Genomic DNA, 13,898 nt, shown 5'->3' with positions numbered 1-13,898 from the left:
TAACGACTTTATTCGCCGTTAGTGCCCCAAATTTAGGGGTTGCTCATTATAACGATTGTTTAACTCTTACGCAATTCTCTTTTTCAATTTTCCTGATTTTATCTGGGTTATTTGATATTTAAGGAGCACTGGTATGTTAACTACGCAATACGTATTGAATCGCTTCATTCAAAATAGAGTTCCCCACGACAAACTGTTCGGAAACCGATTTTTTTAATTGTATTGCGGACTGTGTGTAATCACCGTTGAATATGGATAACTCCTCATCATCATCCAGAAAAAGCCTCAAGGTATTTGGAGTGATTTCTGGATGGAACTGGAAACCCAGTACATTTTTTCCGACCTGGTACATCTGGTTGGCACATGCTGGGTTTTCTGCTAACTGGATAGCCCCGTGAGGAATTTCAAATGTTTCCCGATGCCATTGCATTACTTCAAACTGGGCAGGTAGAGCAAAACAGTCTTTGGGAACAGTTCGGCTACGGTAAACTGTCGTCCAGCCAAGTTCCTGATGATGATTAGGCTTAACTTCTGCACCCAGCGCATTGGCAATCAACTGTCCGCCCAGACACAGACCAATTGCCGGTTTTCCAGCTGAAATATAACGGCGAATCCACTGCTTTTCTACTTTTAACCATGGATAGAGTGCTTCATCATTTACACTCATTTTTCCACCCATGACAATTAGCAAGTCGACATCATCAATATTAGGCAGAGCCTCAAGATCTACGGGAAGGTTAAAAGGCAAGGCAAAAAATTCTGTTGCACTAATCTGGGCTTGATGCTGACGTAAAAAATCGTAACAACTCCCAAAACCCTCACCGGCAATATGTTGAAAATAATGGACCTTTAAATTTTTTTTCATAGTATTGACCAATCATTAATGTATTAGCCAAATATTTGCAAAAATGACGCCAATTTTGGATAAGTGAAAAATTGATTACGCATTTTCACAAATCCATTTGCAAAATCTGGAAAAATCACTTTATCTGTCATTTTAATCCACATTAGCGTTACCAGTTTATTATGTCTAAGATTCAGAATAAACAGACGTGCCTAGTTCACGCACCACGTAAAGCTCCACAATATATTGAAACAGTGCAGCCTCCCCTCTTTCGTGCATCCACTATCATTTTTAAAAACACCGATGCTCTGTTTAACCGGCACTGGACTGATGCATATGATTATAGTTATGGCACACACGGTACACCGACAACTTTTACCCTGGCAGATAATATTGCCCAGATTGAAGGTGGACAGCACAGTCTGCTTACCCCTAGCGGGCTATCAGCAATTAATCTGGTCAATTCCTGTTTCTTAAGTCACGGGGATGAGGTGTGGGTTCCAGACAATATTTATGGTCCAAACATGGAGCATTTGCGCAATCTGCATCAACGTTATGGTATTGAGGTTAAAATTTATAATGCGCTGGAGTATGAAAGTTTTCAGCCTACTTCAAAGGCCAAACTTTTATGGCTGGAAGCAGCAGGATCAGTCAGTCTGGAGTTTCCAGATTTAAAAAGACTGGTTAGAAAAGCCCGGCAGTCAGGAATACTTACTGCACTAGATAATACCTGGGGAGCCGGTCTTGCTTTTAATGCTTTTGATTTCTCTGATGAGCATTTGAGTGTAGACCTGACAGTCCATGCCCTGACCAAATACCCAAGTGGCGGTGCTGACATTCTAATGGGAAGTGTAGTTACACGTGACCGGAAACTATATCAACAACTGTTTCGCATGCATGCCATTCAGGGAATCTCGATTTCTGGAGATGATGCAGCCCAGATACAACGCAGTCTGGCTCATATGCAACTTCGCTATCGGCAGCAGTCTGCCAATACCATTGTGCTCTTGAACTGGTTGAAGCAGCAGCCTGAGTTTGTACAGGTATTACATCCCGCAGATGAAAATTCACCCGGTCATCAATATTGGAAAGAAACCTGTATAGATAAACAAAGTGCCGGACTAGTCAGCGTTATTTTTAAACCTGAATATGATCTTGAGTCAGTACGAAAATTTTGTGACCAGCTCAGACTCTTTAAGCTAGGCTTTAGCTGGGGTGGACCGGTCAGTTTAGTTATGCTGTATCAGCTCAAAGAGATGCGGACGCTTGAATATACCCACCTAAAAGAGGGTGTTTTAGTCCGTTTTTGTATTGGTCTTGAAGCTGTAGATGACCTGATAACTGATATTCAGCAAGCTTTACAGGTTCTAAGATAATTTTAATTAAGGAGAGCTTACTCTCCTCTTTTTTTATTCATGTCATAAAAATTATATTCTTAATGGACTGATTAAATTTAATTAATAGTAGATTGTTCAATATAACTACAATTTTTCGCTTTTATTTATGATTATTTCATATTTAATTAGAACCGCTTATCTTAAACCATAAAAAAAATATGGTTTTTGTATGAGCAATCTATTGCATAACAATTTTTAAAAATGTATTTTAAATATATCTTTTTAGATACCTTGAGATTCTCAACATGAATTCACAACAAATCGAACTGGTCCAATCTACTGTTCCTGTACTGCGTGAAAATGGTGTGGCATTAACCAGCTATTTCTACAAACGCATGCTAAACAACCATCCAGAATTAAAAAATGTCTTCAATCTGGACCATCAAAGTACAGGACGCCAGCCACGCGCACTAGCTGCTGCGGTACTAGCTTATGCAGAGCACATTGAGAATCCTGCTGTTTTAGCTAAGGCCGTTGAACGCATCACTACCAAACATGTCAGCCTCGACATTCAACCTGATCAATATGCAATCGTGGGTGATAATTTATTGCATTCGATTAGTGAAGTACTGGATGTACCATTCGAATCGGAATTGATCGAAGCATGGAAACAGGCTTATTTACAATTGGCAGATATTTTAATTGGGGTGGAAAAACAGAAATACAGCAATCTGGCAGAGCATCAAGGTGGTTGGGCTGGCTGGCGTCCTTTCAAGATTACACAGGTTGAAGATGTAGAAGGTGGTAAACGCTTTACCATAGAATCAGCAGATGGCCAGCCAATTTCTCCGGCTGATGCGGGCGCGTTTATTTCAGTCCGTGTCCATGTTCCTGGTCAGGAACTGTTACAACCATTACAGTTCAGTTTTCAGGAAGCTCAAGAAAATAGTTATACATTTGTGGTCAAGCCTGACCCAACCCCGACGGAATACTCTGTAGAAGACATTCTGCTTAATCACTATAAAGCAGGTGACCAGGTGGATGTGACTGCGCCGGTAAGTTTTTGATCTTATGAATATAAAGATTTATATAATGTACTGAAAGTTTCTTTCGGGAAGCTTTCAGGCTAAGATAGTGTCCTATTTCCCTGTTTCCAAAGCTGGCTGGTCATGCAATTAAATAAATTCACTGATTATGCTTTGCGTAGCTTGATGTATATTTCACGTCCAAGAAATACGCCATATACCATTGCAGAAATTGCAGTAGATCTACAGATTTCCCATAATCATCTGGTCAAGATTGTACATTTTATGGGTAAACAGGGCTGGCTGATTACATTACGTGGCAAAGGGGGCGGTATTCAGCTGAATCCGCAGGCACTTGATTCACGTGTAGGTGATATTGTTCGGATACTGCAAGGTGACCAGCCAATTGTAGAATGCAATTCACCGCCTTGTGTGCTTCGTTCAGATTGTGGCCTTAAAGGTATTTTAGATACAGCAGTTGAACAGTTCTATCAGAGTCTGAACCAATATACATTGGGCCAGGTTCTAAATATTCAGCCTGTTCAACCACATCTCTCTACTTATTCAGCAATTGCTTTACTTAATCTTTCCTGAATTTTTGCTAATCTGTATAACTTGATAGTACAAGATTCGCGAGAATCCTTTACTTCCTTTATACTAGGCGCTGTAATCTCAGTAACGCAAGTGAAGTGCTATGCATCGCAGCAGTGGTAAATCTAAAAACAGTAAAACGGCGCAGGCGCCTAGGCAGAAAATCAGCTATGAAAAAGCGCTGGACCCTGCTATTACCGAATACTCTGTACGGGCACTAAACTGGTTACGTAAAGCCGAGTTCCTGATGAGTGCACCCAAGCTTTCGCTTTGTGTTGAAGATACTGGTTACGAAATTGCATTTGCAGGTCGTTCAAATGCTGGAAAATCCAGTGCTATTAATGCATTAACCAACCAAAAACAACTAGCACGTGCCTCTAAAAAGCCTGGCCGTACCCAGATGATCAACTTTTTTAGTCTGGGTAATCCTGACCAGCGTCTGGTAGATTTACCTGGTTATGGTTATGCGGCCGTTCCAGAGACCATGAAAATTGTCTGGCAAAAAGAACTGGAAAACTATCTGATTCACCGTGAAAGCCTGCAAGGTTTAGTACTGCTCATGGATATCCGTCATCCGTTACAGCATTTCGATACCATGATGCTGGAATGGGCCCATTCCCGGAAACTGTTTGTACATATCCTGTTGACGAAAGCAGACAAGTTAAACCGCGGTCCGGCTAATAAAACTTTGCTTGAGGTCAAGCAGGAATTGAAGAAGATGAAGCTCAATTTCTCGATCCAGCTATTTTCTTCATTGAACAAACAGGGGTTAGAAGAGCTGGCCAGTGTTATGGCGGGTCGTCTGAACTTTACGCTAGAACAGTCTACACAGTTTGATCTGGACAGTATTCCAGAAGCAGTTGAAGAAGATGAAGCGGATACTGTAGAAGAACTGGAAGACTTTTTACCAGAACAGCACGCTGAACAAAAACCAGAATAGCCCGGTAAAGATACAGAAATTATCCTACCGGAATAGATTCTTTTTCCGGTAGGAATACTTTGCAGTCCATGTTAAGGAAATACGGAACACAGTTCTTTTAAACTTCGGACTGGAGATCTTTAGCCGGCTGGCTATAACGGTCTACCACTACACTAATCATCATATCACCCTGCACATTCACTACAGTACGCACTGTATCAAGTAAACGGTCAATCGGCAGTAAAATAGCAATTGCTTCGGCAGGCAAACCTACTGACTGTAATACCATAATCATGGTAACCATTCCCGCACTTGGAATTCCCGGGGCTCCTAATGAAGCAATCATGGCAGTCAGGCAGACAATTACCTGTTGTCCCAAGCTTAAGTCCAGCCCGATCAGGTTCGCAATAAATAAAGCCGCCGCAGCTTCATAAAGAGCCGTCCCATCCATATTAAGCTGTGTGCCCAAAGGAATTACAAAACCGGCAATATGAGGTCGTACTCCCAGATTCTCCTGTGCAGCCTTCAGGCTCAAAGGCATGACTGCTGAACTCGAACTGGTTGCAAAAGCTGTTACCAAAGGAATACGTGCACCACGGAAAAAGCGTATCGGTGACATCCGGCCAAAAATCCAGAGCAGTAGCGGCAAGACTACCAGTCCATGAAAAATTGTTGTGCCGGTTACTACTGCAGCAAATTCAGCCAGTCGACTCAAAATAGAAATATCTTCAGTCGCGACCAGTTTTGCCAGGAGTACCAAAATACCCAAGGGAGCCAGTTTCATGACCCAACCGACCAACATCATCATCAGATCAAAAAACTGCTGACTCAGTCCGCGAATCAAATTAAACCTCTCCCCGCCTTTCACCAGTGCAACCCCAAGAAACAATGCAAACACTACTACAGCCAGCACATTACCATCGCTAAAAGCTTTAAACGGGTTAATAAGAGTATTTCGAATAAAATTGGTAAAAAAAGCAGACGGTGTCATTGTATCTGGGGTCTGATGTGACTGCATGGCTTCCTGGAATAAATTAATATTCATCCCTTTACCCACTTCAAACAGATGGGCACAACCAATACCTAAAATTAGTGCCAGGGTTGTAGTGGTCACACAGCAAATTAACGTGGTTTTCCAGACCCGGCCCAATTGCCCACCAGACTGTAGGTTAGAAACACCAACCACAATCGAGCTGAAAATGAGTGGAATGAGCAACATCTTGAGCAAACCAATAAATATACTGCTGGCAATGCCGAGCAGATAAATACTGCTGTCAAAAAAACTGAGGTCAGGGTTATATTTTAAGAAAAAACCGAAAGCCAGCCCGATAATGGCAGCAAATAGAATCTGTGTATTTAGGCTCATTAGAGTAAGTAGTAATCAAGTAGTCCCTTTCAGGCACTATGCCATGAGCTTCCACAAGAATCGAGGCTATTTATAGGGACTTTTATTAATATTTAAAAGCCACTCCCTGAGGAGGGCTTTTAGAATGTACTTTTTAGCAGATATTACTGGGTTTCAATTTCACGTAAACGCATCAGGCCTTCTTGTACAGTACTGCACACTAGCTGGCCATTTTGCCACATGCGGCCAAAGTTTAAACCACGTGAGCTGGCACTGACTGTTGCCTCCATGTCATATAACATCCATTCATCCGCACGCAAAGGGCGATGGAAATAAATTGCATGATCCAGACTGGCACATTGCAGACTTGGTGAAAGATAGCTTAAGCCATGTGGACGTAGCGCTGTGGTCATCAAGGTGAAATCAGAATAGAACGCTACAATAGCCTGATGCAGGGAAATTTCATCGACTTCGGTTGCAATCTGGTCATGGGTCCGTAAATAGTGGGCATAATAAGGCGCTTCAGGTTGGGGCTGAAACGGGTTATCTACATTTACCGGACGGATTTCAATATGACGGTCCCGCATAAAGCTGGCACGTACATTTTCAGGGATAAAGCTGATTAAACCTTCTTTTAACTCCTGCTCGGCTTTTAGTGTTTCAGGTGCAGGATAACTTGGTTCCTGATGCTGGTAGTTCAAACCTTCTTCCGGTTCTGCAAAAGACACCATCGCAGAAAAAATGGTACGTCCATGCTGAATGGCTCGCACCTGACGACTGATAAAGCTTTTTCCATCACGCAGACGTTCAACCTCATAAATGATAGGCGCATTAACATCGCCACCAAACAGGAAATAAGCATGCATGGAGTGTGCGGGACGGTCCGCAGTATAAGATGCTGCACGTAAGGCCTGTCCAAGTACTTGGCCTCCAAACACCCGTTTACCGACCAGGTTGCGGCTTATTCCCCTATAGATATTATCTTCTAGCTTTTCCAGGGTTAAAAGCTCAACAAGTTCTTGAGTTAAAGTATTCATAAGATACCTTTAATGAATGGAAGACCGAAACAGCCCCATGAAATGATGAACGAAAACAAGATAGATAAACTATTTTGCCATATTTTCTGAGTAAAACGCTAAACTTTCCTGAGAGCTGCTGCCATATTTACTTTTGGGTTATAATCCCTAAAAATACGATTTTTAACGATAAAAGCTAGCCATTCTCTTCTGTTTTAGCAGAAAATGGCAGACCCGTTTTTCTGTTCGATTTAATACAAAATCAGTCGATGACCGGATACCGGTTTCAGTCGTCTAGCTAGGAGTTTTTATGTCCAAGAGTGGATTTGGTCAGTTGTATCGGCGGCTTTCAAGCAAGCTGCTTGACCTTGTCGTAACCCCCCATGTTATTGGCGAAGTTCCAGGCAAGTCACCGGCTGAAGAGCAGGAATTGGCTGAAGTTAATAAAAAAATTACCTGTTATGTCCTGCAAAACTATTCTCGCAGTAACGCCTTAATTGTAGATGCAGAAACCCGACGTTTACAGCTTGCTCCGGCATTGGACCCGCTGGTCATTGCCGAGCATAAAGAAAAAGCTTCGGTTCTTTTTCTGCAACATCATGATGAAAAAAATCTTTTAAATCCGCCAGCTCATAATTTTCCACCCCGTTTACTTCGTCTGATTGAGCTTCTCGACCAGTATCCACAGTACGATATTGAACTGGTGCCAGTTACTGTGCTTTGGGGCCGCTCGCCAGATAAAGAAGATTCCTGGTTTAAACTTTTATTTACAGATACCTGGGCGACGCCGGGTAAAGTCAAACAGCTGGTTAATATTGGTTTACATGGCCGTGAAACGTATCTGGAATTTCATGAAGGCCAGTCTTTACGTACACTGGTTGAATACGCCAAAGAAAATTATCCGAACCTCTCAGCAGCGACTTATATTATTAGTACCTTAAATGACTATCTGGATTGCCAGCGCGAAGTCGTACTCGGACCAGATTTATCTGACCGTCGCAATGTGATGCAGTCTTTGATCAAATCGCGTGATGTTCAAGAAGCCATTCGCCGTGAAAGCATCCGTGGCAAAATTAGCATGCTGGAAGCTGAACGCCGTGCAATTGGTTACTTGAATGAGATCGTATCGGATTATTCAGCTTCAGCAGTACGGTTTGCCGATATGGCACTGACCCGCCTCTGGACGCAGCTTTATGATGGTGTAGAAGTACATAACTTTAATACTGTTCGTGAACTGGCAAAAGACTATGAAATTATCTATACACCATGTCACCGTAGTCATATCGACTACCTGCTGCTTTCTTATGTGATTTATAAGCGTGGTTTGATGGTTCCGTATATTGCGGCAGGCGACAACCTGAATATGCCATTCGTGGGCCAGCTGTTACGTGGTGGGGGCGCATTTTTTATTCGTCGCTCTTTTCGTGGCAACGCACTGTATACTTCGGTATTTAAAGAATATCTATATAGCATTCTGTCACGTAATACACCGCTTGAGTACTTTATTGAAGGTGGCCGTTCACGTACCGGCCGTCTGCTGCCACCTAAAACCGGCATGCTGGCAATGACTGTGCATAGCCATCTACGTGGACGTGCTAAACCTATTGCCTTTGTACCCACCTACATTGGCTATGAACGTCTCATGGAAGGCGCAACGTATGTAGGTGAAATGCAGGGCAAACCAAAAGAAGCTGAATCTATTTTTGGAATCTTGCAGACCCTGCGTAAAATCGAACGGATTTTTGGTAAGGTCCACGTAAATTTCGGTGAACCTGTGTTTCTAGATGACTTGCTGAAACAGCACGGCGCCGAAAATATAGTCATCGAGAAAAATGATGATCCGGTTCCTGCAGCAGTTTCAGAAGCAATTAATAGCTCGGCTGTTGCTATTTTAGAAAATATCAACCGTGCGGTGGTAATTAATCCAGTATCGTTATTATCACTCATCTTACTGGCCACTCCGAAACATACACTTGATGAAGAAGTATGTATTAAACAGCTTGATGCTTACCGACGTCTGGCCTCTGCACTGCCTTATGATGAACGTACTCAGGTTACGCCTTTATCTGGTAAAGAAATAATTGCCTATGGCTTGAAACTAAAACTGATCAAACGGGTTCAGCATGTACTGGGGGATATTATTGCAATTGAAGATAATCAGGCAGTCTTACTGACCTATTTCCGCAATAATATTTTGCATTCGTTTGTTTTGCCTTCTCTGGTTGCATCACTGGTTGAGCACAATGGTAAAATCAGCCGCGGCGATCTGATCAGTGTTATCCGTACTTTGTATCCATTCCTGAAGGCCGAGTTATTCCTGAAATGGAATACTGATGAATTGAAAGAGCAGATTTGCCAAAATGCAGATGCCCTGATTCAAGGTGGCCTGATGAGCCAGGATGAAGAAGGCAATCTGCTCAGTTCTGCCCCAAATACTGAAGAACATAATCAGCTGGTTGTATTAGCCGCCCCAGTAAAACAGAGCCTAGAGCGTTATTACATGACCTTGGCCCTAATTACGCAACGGGGTTCTGGCACCATTTCTGCAAAACAGGTTGAAGATTTAAGCCATCTGCTGGGTCAGCGCCTGTCTGTACTTTATGAATTTAACTCACCAGAATTCTTTGATAAGGCCCTGTTCCAGAGCTTTATTAAAGTCTTAACCCAGCAAGAATATATCCGTACCAATGAGAATGGCCTAATTGAATTCGATGCCGGTTTTAGCAATATGGCCGAAGGTGCTAAACTGGTACTGGATGAAGTGACCTTACAAATGTTGCATCACATTACTGACTTTAGTGATGAAGAACTGCAAGAAGCTTTAAATGCAGTGGCTGCACAGCAAGCTAAACGCCGCTTGATGCGCAAAAGAAAGTAATTTAAAAAAAGCCGCTGACAGCGGCTTTTTTTAAACTGGTTAAGCTGACTGACTTAACAGGTCAGCATAGACCTGAAAACAGTCAGGATAATTAAGCTGAAAACCACTGTCCAGCATACGGCTGGCATATACCTGTTTACCGCTGGCTTGCTGCGACTCAAGGGCCAGTATAGGTAATCCTAGCTGCTGCTGAAACCACTGAATAATACCAGGCAAAGGCAAAGGCCGGTTATCCGTTACGATATAACTCAGTTGCGGAGTTTCAATACAGATTAGAAGTGCCAGAAAACCTACCAGGTCATCAATATGAATGCGGTTGCTATAATGCAGGTCTGGATAAGTCTTTCGGCTCTGGGCCAACTTTTGCATTCGTGCAACCGATGTACCATAGATTCCGGTCGGCCTCACAACTACCACTTGTTCAGGGCAGGCTGCCTGCCATTTCAGCTCCATTAATTGTAATAGAAAGCCCTGTTCATCACATGGATAAACTGTAGTTTCATCATTAATTTCCTGTCCTGCCTGTTCACCATAGACCCGGGTAGATGACACTACTACAATACGTTTTACCGGATGGCCATTTAAAGCAGCTGCTAACGATTCAATTGGAGATACATAGGTCTGTTGATATGCCTCAGCTGTACTTTGGTCTGGACTTAGTAAAATATACACCCAATCAACAGGGGGAATCTGGCTGAAGTCAGCCTGCTGTACATCCTGAATCAGATGAGTGGCATAAGGATCAAATTTCGGACTTCGGCTGATTGTGGTAATTTGGTGGCCTTGCTCAAATAACTGTTTTGCAAGTCTTTGAGATGTTTTACCATAACCAATAAATAGAATATGCATGGTATGACCTAAGTTAGGGGGACATGGCTACAGTCCATCAATTACAGGGTGTCGGTACAGCGTCAGCTGCATTACTCGAGAAACTGAATATTTTTACTACTGATGATCTGCTATTTCATCTTCCGCGTGATTATGAAGATCGTAGCACTATTATTCCCATGAACCAACTTGTCGTGGGCCGTAGCTATTTGCTTGAAGGAACGGTAAGTTCTATCGATTTTCCGCCCGGCAAACGCAAATCTATGGCGGTATTGCTCGAAGATGATTTTGGTAAGGTTACATTGCGCTTTTATCATATCTACAAGGCCCTGACTGATAAAATGCGTAGTGACAACCGGCTGCGGGTATTCGGTGAAGTTAGAGTAGGCGCACGCGGACTGGAACTTTACCATCCGGAAATTCAGCAAATCAGTGCACAAACTGCTCTGCCTAAAACCCGCTTAACTGCCATTTATCCTTCTACCGAGGGCCTAACTCAAGCCAAGCTACGTGAATACGTACGCCAAGCTCTCGAGCAGCACAGCGAAAATCTTCCTGAACTTTTACCAGAAAAATTCACCAACGGTTACGCCTTAAAAGAAGCGCTTGAATACATTCATGAGCCACCCATTGATGCCAATATGCAACAGTTAATGCAAGGTTCACACCCCGCACAGCAAAGACTTATTTTTGAAGAACTGGTCGCTCATCAGATCAGCCTGTTAACTCGGCGCGCTTATATCCGTGAAATTGAAGCACCCGCTTTTGAACCCAGCACAATACTGGCTAAAAAATTATTGGCTAATCTGCCTTTTAATATGACGGGCGCTCAAAGAAGAGTATCTAAAGAGATCATGATTGATCTCAAGCAGCATCAACCCATGTTACGGCTGGTCCAAGGTGATGTAGGTGCAGGTAAAACGCTAGTTGCAGCAGTGGCCGCCTGTCATGCCCTAGAAGCCGGCTGGCAGGTCGCACTCATGGCACCTACAGAAATTTTGGCTGAACAGCATTATTTAAATTTCAAACGCTGGTTCGAACCACTGGGCATTCAGGTGGCTTGGCTATCAGGCAAACAAAAAGGTAAAGCCCGGACACAGGCAGAAGCAATTATACGGGGTGGACTAGCTCAATTGGTTGTAGGCACTCATGCCCTGTTTCAGGAAAATGTCGAGTTTGCCCGTTTAGGTCTAGTTATTATCGATGAGCAACACCGCTTTGGTGTCGATCAGCGGTTGGCTTTACGTAACAAAGGGGCTGAACAGATGACCCCACACCAGCTGGTGATGACAGCTACACCAATTCCACGCACTCTAGCCATGAGTGCCTACGGTGACCTCGACACTTCGGTGATTGATGAGCTTCCTCCCGGACGCACACCGATTCAGACTGTGACTATACCACTTGACCGCCGTGAAGAAGTTTTGCAGCGAATTGCTACCAACTGTCAGGAGGGCAAACAGGCTTATTGGGTCTGCACCTTGGTAGAACAGTCCGAAACACTGGATGCCCAGGCTGCTGAAGCGACTTATGCAGAAATTAAGGAACGCTTTCCTAGCCTGAATATTGGACTGGTACACGGCAAAATGAAAGCTGATGAAAAGCAGTCAGTCATGCAACAATTTAAAAACAATGAACTACAACTTCTGATCGCGACTACAGTAATTGAAGTCGGAGTCGATGTACCTAATGCCTCAATTATGGTGATAGAAAATGCCGAGCGCTTTGGGCTGTCACAACTGCATCAGTTACGGGGCCGGGTTGGGCGGGGAGCAAAAGCCAGCTTTTGTGCCCTGCTTTATAAAACTCCTCTTTCACAAAATGGACAGGAGCGACTTTCCATTTTAAGGGAAAGTAATGATGGCTTTGTGATTGCCGAAAAAGATCTAGAACTGCGGGGTCCGGGGGAACTACTTGGAACCAAGCAGACGGGCGATATGGGCTTTCGCGTGGCTAAACTGGAGCGGGACGATCATTTGCTGACTCAGGCACACTATGTAGCCGAACAAGTCCTCAAGGATTATCCTGTAAATGCAGAAACTTTACTTAAGCGCTGGTTACCTGAGGCACCACGTTATGCATATGTTTAACCCGTCTTCTTTACTCAGGCCTATCTCACGGCTGCTACCCTGCCCGCTTTGTAGCAGCAGTTTGCAAATGCAGCATGGGATTTGTCATGATTGCTGGGAACAGCTACCTTGGTATCGGCAGACTGTAGAACGACAAGAATTAAACATTCATGTTGCCTGTGGATATCAGTATCCAATAGATCGCATCATCCAGCAGTTTAAATATGAGCAGCAGTTAAACTATCAGCAGTTACTGACTGCATCGATGCTAACCCTCAGGTTACCTAAAGTTCAGGCCATTGTGCCTATGCCCATATCAACCGAACGTTTAATTGAACGCGGCTATAATCAGTCACTGGTCATTGCAAAAATTCTAGCCCGTGAGCTGAATGTTCCGGTCTGGCAACCTGTAATTCGGCTAGCTCAGCATTCGCAAAAAGGCTTATCGCGACTCGAACGTCTGAACCAGATTGAAATGCAATTTCAGCCGATCCTCACCGAACGCCGGCGTTACCGCCGGGTATTAATGCTAGACGATGTAGTGACTACAGGCAGCTCACTTTCGGCCTTGGCTCAAGCCCTGACCCGGCTGGATTGCCAGCATATTTTTGCTGCGTGCATTGCAGCCGCAGAAACAGCCTAGTTTTTTTCCAGCAATTGCTGCTCGCACCAGGGTATAACAATCTCGCGAGTCAGCGGAGCAAGCAAAGTGGTCTGATCATCCAGTCTGACCCACTTCATTTCAGCAATTTCTGCGGCAATCCGGGGTGATTGGGCTATAGCAACCAGATATAGGTAACTGATCAGCTCATGGTCAGGCTCATTAGCTGCCTGTGTTTCGAAACGACCAATGAACTGCTCTACTTGTGTCTCGCAACCAATTTCTTCCTGAATCTCGCGGATAATTGTCTGCTCTGGGGGCTCATTTATTTCCAGCTTGCCACCAACTTGCATAAAATATTGAGTATTTTGCTTGCGTACTACCAGTAATTCATGTTCTTTATTTAGAATTACGGCAGCTGCCACAGTAATTTTTTTCATCAATT

At 43.6% G+C, this 13,898-nt stretch carries 12 protein-coding genes; 7 read left to right on the top strand and 5 right to left on the bottom strand.

Going from position 1 to position 13,898, the window contains the following annotated elements; genetic code table 11:
• Nucleotides 1-136: 136 nt before the first annotated feature.
• Entirely contained in the window at nt 137-865 is a 729-nt protein-coding gene (locus tag B3R63_RS13525) for a type 1 glutamine amidotransferase (RefSeq protein ID WP_286731911.1), read from the bottom strand.
• A 161-nt stretch (nt 866-1,026) separates the two neighbouring features.
• Between B3R63_RS13525 and B3R63_RS13520 the strand changes: the two genes are divergently transcribed.
• From B3R63_RS13520 to yihA, 4 genes are all read left to right on the top strand, one after another.
• Nucleotides 1,027-2,220, top strand: a complete 1,194-nt coding sequence (locus B3R63_RS13520; RefSeq protein WP_248131628.1) for a PLP-dependent transferase — start codon at nt 1,027-1,029, stop codon at nt 2,218-2,220.
• Between the two features lie 266 nt (nt 2,221-2,486).
• Entirely contained in the window at nt 2,487-3,248 is a 762-nt protein-coding gene (locus B3R63_RS13515; protein ID WP_005018325.1) for a globin domain-containing protein, read from the top strand.
• 102 nt (nt 3,249-3,350) lie between these two features.
• The gene (locus B3R63_RS13510) at nt 3,351-3,800 is read left to right on the top strand and encodes an RrF2 family transcriptional regulator (protein WP_286731909.1); all 450 of its coding nucleotides are present in this window, start codon (nt 3,351-3,353) and stop codon (nt 3,798-3,800) included.
• Between the two features lie 100 nt (nt 3,801-3,900).
• A complete protein-coding gene (gene yihA, locus B3R63_RS13505) occupies nt 3,901-4,737 on the top strand; it encodes a ribosome biogenesis GTP-binding protein YihA/YsxC (RefSeq protein WP_005018323.1) in 837 nt (278 codons plus the stop codon).
• Nucleotides 4,738-4,834: 97 nt separating this feature from the next.
• On the opposite strand, the gene B3R63_RS13500 is transcribed toward yihA, so the two are convergent.
• Nucleotides 4,835-6,082, bottom strand: coding sequence for a dicarboxylate/amino acid:cation symporter (locus tag B3R63_RS13500; protein ID WP_286731902.1), 1,248 nt, complete (start codon nt 6,080-6,082; stop codon nt 4,835-4,837).
• Between the two features lie 143 nt (nt 6,083-6,225).
• Nucleotides 6,226-7,098 carry an acyl-CoA thioesterase gene (locus tag B3R63_RS13495; protein ID WP_286731898.1) on the bottom strand — a complete coding sequence of 291 codons (873 nt, stop codon included), beginning with the start codon at nt 7,096-7,098 and terminating at the stop codon, nt 6,226-6,228.
• A gap of 289 nt (nt 7,099-7,387) precedes the next feature.
• On the opposite strand from B3R63_RS13495, the gene plsB reads away from it, so the two are divergent.
• Entirely contained in the window at nt 7,388-9,955 is a 2,568-nt protein-coding gene (plsB, locus tag B3R63_RS13490; protein WP_005024417.1) for a glycerol-3-phosphate 1-O-acyltransferase PlsB, read from the top strand.
• Between the two features lie 39 nt (nt 9,956-9,994).
• Here plsB and B3R63_RS13485 read toward each other — a convergent pair whose 3' ends face one another.
• Nucleotides 9,995-10,804 carry an NAD-dependent epimerase/dehydratase family protein gene (locus tag B3R63_RS13485; RefSeq protein ID WP_286731893.1) on the bottom strand — a complete coding sequence of 270 codons (810 nt, stop codon included), beginning with the start codon at nt 10,802-10,804 and terminating at the stop codon, nt 9,995-9,997.
• A 23-nt stretch (nt 10,805-10,827) separates the two neighbouring features.
• Between B3R63_RS13485 and recG the strand changes: the two genes are divergently transcribed.
• On the top strand, nt 10,828-12,873 hold the full coding sequence (gene recG / locus B3R63_RS13480) for an ATP-dependent DNA helicase RecG (RefSeq protein WP_286731891.1): 2,046 nt from the start codon (nt 10,828-10,830) through the stop codon (nt 12,871-12,873).
• Nucleotides 12,860-13,495: a ComF family protein gene (locus B3R63_RS13475; protein WP_286731888.1), complete on the top strand. Its 636-nt coding sequence runs from the start codon at nt 12,860-12,862 to the stop codon at nt 13,493-13,495. Before recG ends, B3R63_RS13475 begins: the two co-directional genes overlap by 14 nt.
• Here B3R63_RS13475 and B3R63_RS13470 read toward each other — a convergent pair.
• Nucleotides 13,492-13,893: an NUDIX hydrolase gene (locus tag B3R63_RS13470; RefSeq protein WP_286731885.1), complete on the bottom strand. Its 402-nt coding sequence runs from the start codon at nt 13,891-13,893 to the stop codon at nt 13,492-13,494. The genes B3R63_RS13475 and B3R63_RS13470 overlap by 4 nt on opposite strands.
• Between the last annotated feature and the right edge of the window lie 5 nt (nt 13,894-13,898).

This window comes from Acinetobacter sp. UBA1297 (assembly GCF_002307755.1).
GTDB classification, from domain to species: Bacteria; Pseudomonadota; Gammaproteobacteria; order Pseudomonadales; family Moraxellaceae; genus Acinetobacter; species Acinetobacter radioresistens.
The sequence above is the reverse complement of the archived record's forward strand: the minus strand, read 5'-3'. Positions and strand labels throughout refer to the sequence as shown.

Bases quoted from the DNA above. Each gene is read 5' to 3' on its own strand.
- B3R63_RS13525 (WP_286731911.1), bottom strand. From the start codon at position 865: ATGAAAAAAAATTTAAAGGTCCATTATTTTCAACATATTGCCGGTGAG.
- B3R63_RS13520 (WP_248131628.1), top strand. From the start codon at position 1,027: ATGTCTAAGATTCAGAATAAACAGACGTGCCTAGTTCACGCACCACGT.
- B3R63_RS13515 (WP_005018325.1), top strand. From the start codon at position 2,487: ATGAATTCACAACAAATCGAACTGGTCCAATCTACTGTTCCTGTACTG.
- B3R63_RS13510 (WP_286731909.1), top strand. From the start codon at position 3,351: ATGCAATTAAATAAATTCACTGATTATGCTTTGCGTAGCTTGATGTAT.
- yihA (WP_005018323.1), top strand. From the start codon at position 3,901: ATGCATCGCAGCAGTGGTAAATCTAAAAACAGTAAAACGGCGCAGGCG.
- B3R63_RS13500 (WP_286731902.1), bottom strand. From the start codon at position 6,082: ATGAGCCTAAATACACAGATTCTATTTGCTGCCATTATCGGGCTGGCT.
- B3R63_RS13495 (WP_286731898.1), bottom strand. From the start codon at position 7,098: ATGAATACTTTAACTCAAGAACTTGTTGAGCTTTTAACCCTGGAAAAG.
- plsB (WP_005024417.1), top strand. From the start codon at position 7,388: ATGTCCAAGAGTGGATTTGGTCAGTTGTATCGGCGGCTTTCAAGCAAG.
- B3R63_RS13485 (WP_286731893.1), bottom strand. From the start codon at position 10,804: ATGCATATTCTATTTATTGGTTATGGTAAAACATCTCAAAGACTTGCA.
- recG (WP_286731891.1), top strand. From the start codon at position 10,828: ATGGCTACAGTCCATCAATTACAGGGTGTCGGTACAGCGTCAGCTGCA.
- B3R63_RS13475 (WP_286731888.1), top strand. From the start codon at position 12,860: ATGCATATGTTTAACCCGTCTTCTTTACTCAGGCCTATCTCACGGCTG.
- B3R63_RS13470 (WP_286731885.1), bottom strand. From the start codon at position 13,893: ATGAAAAAAATTACTGTGGCAGCTGCCGTAATTCTAAATAAAGAACAT.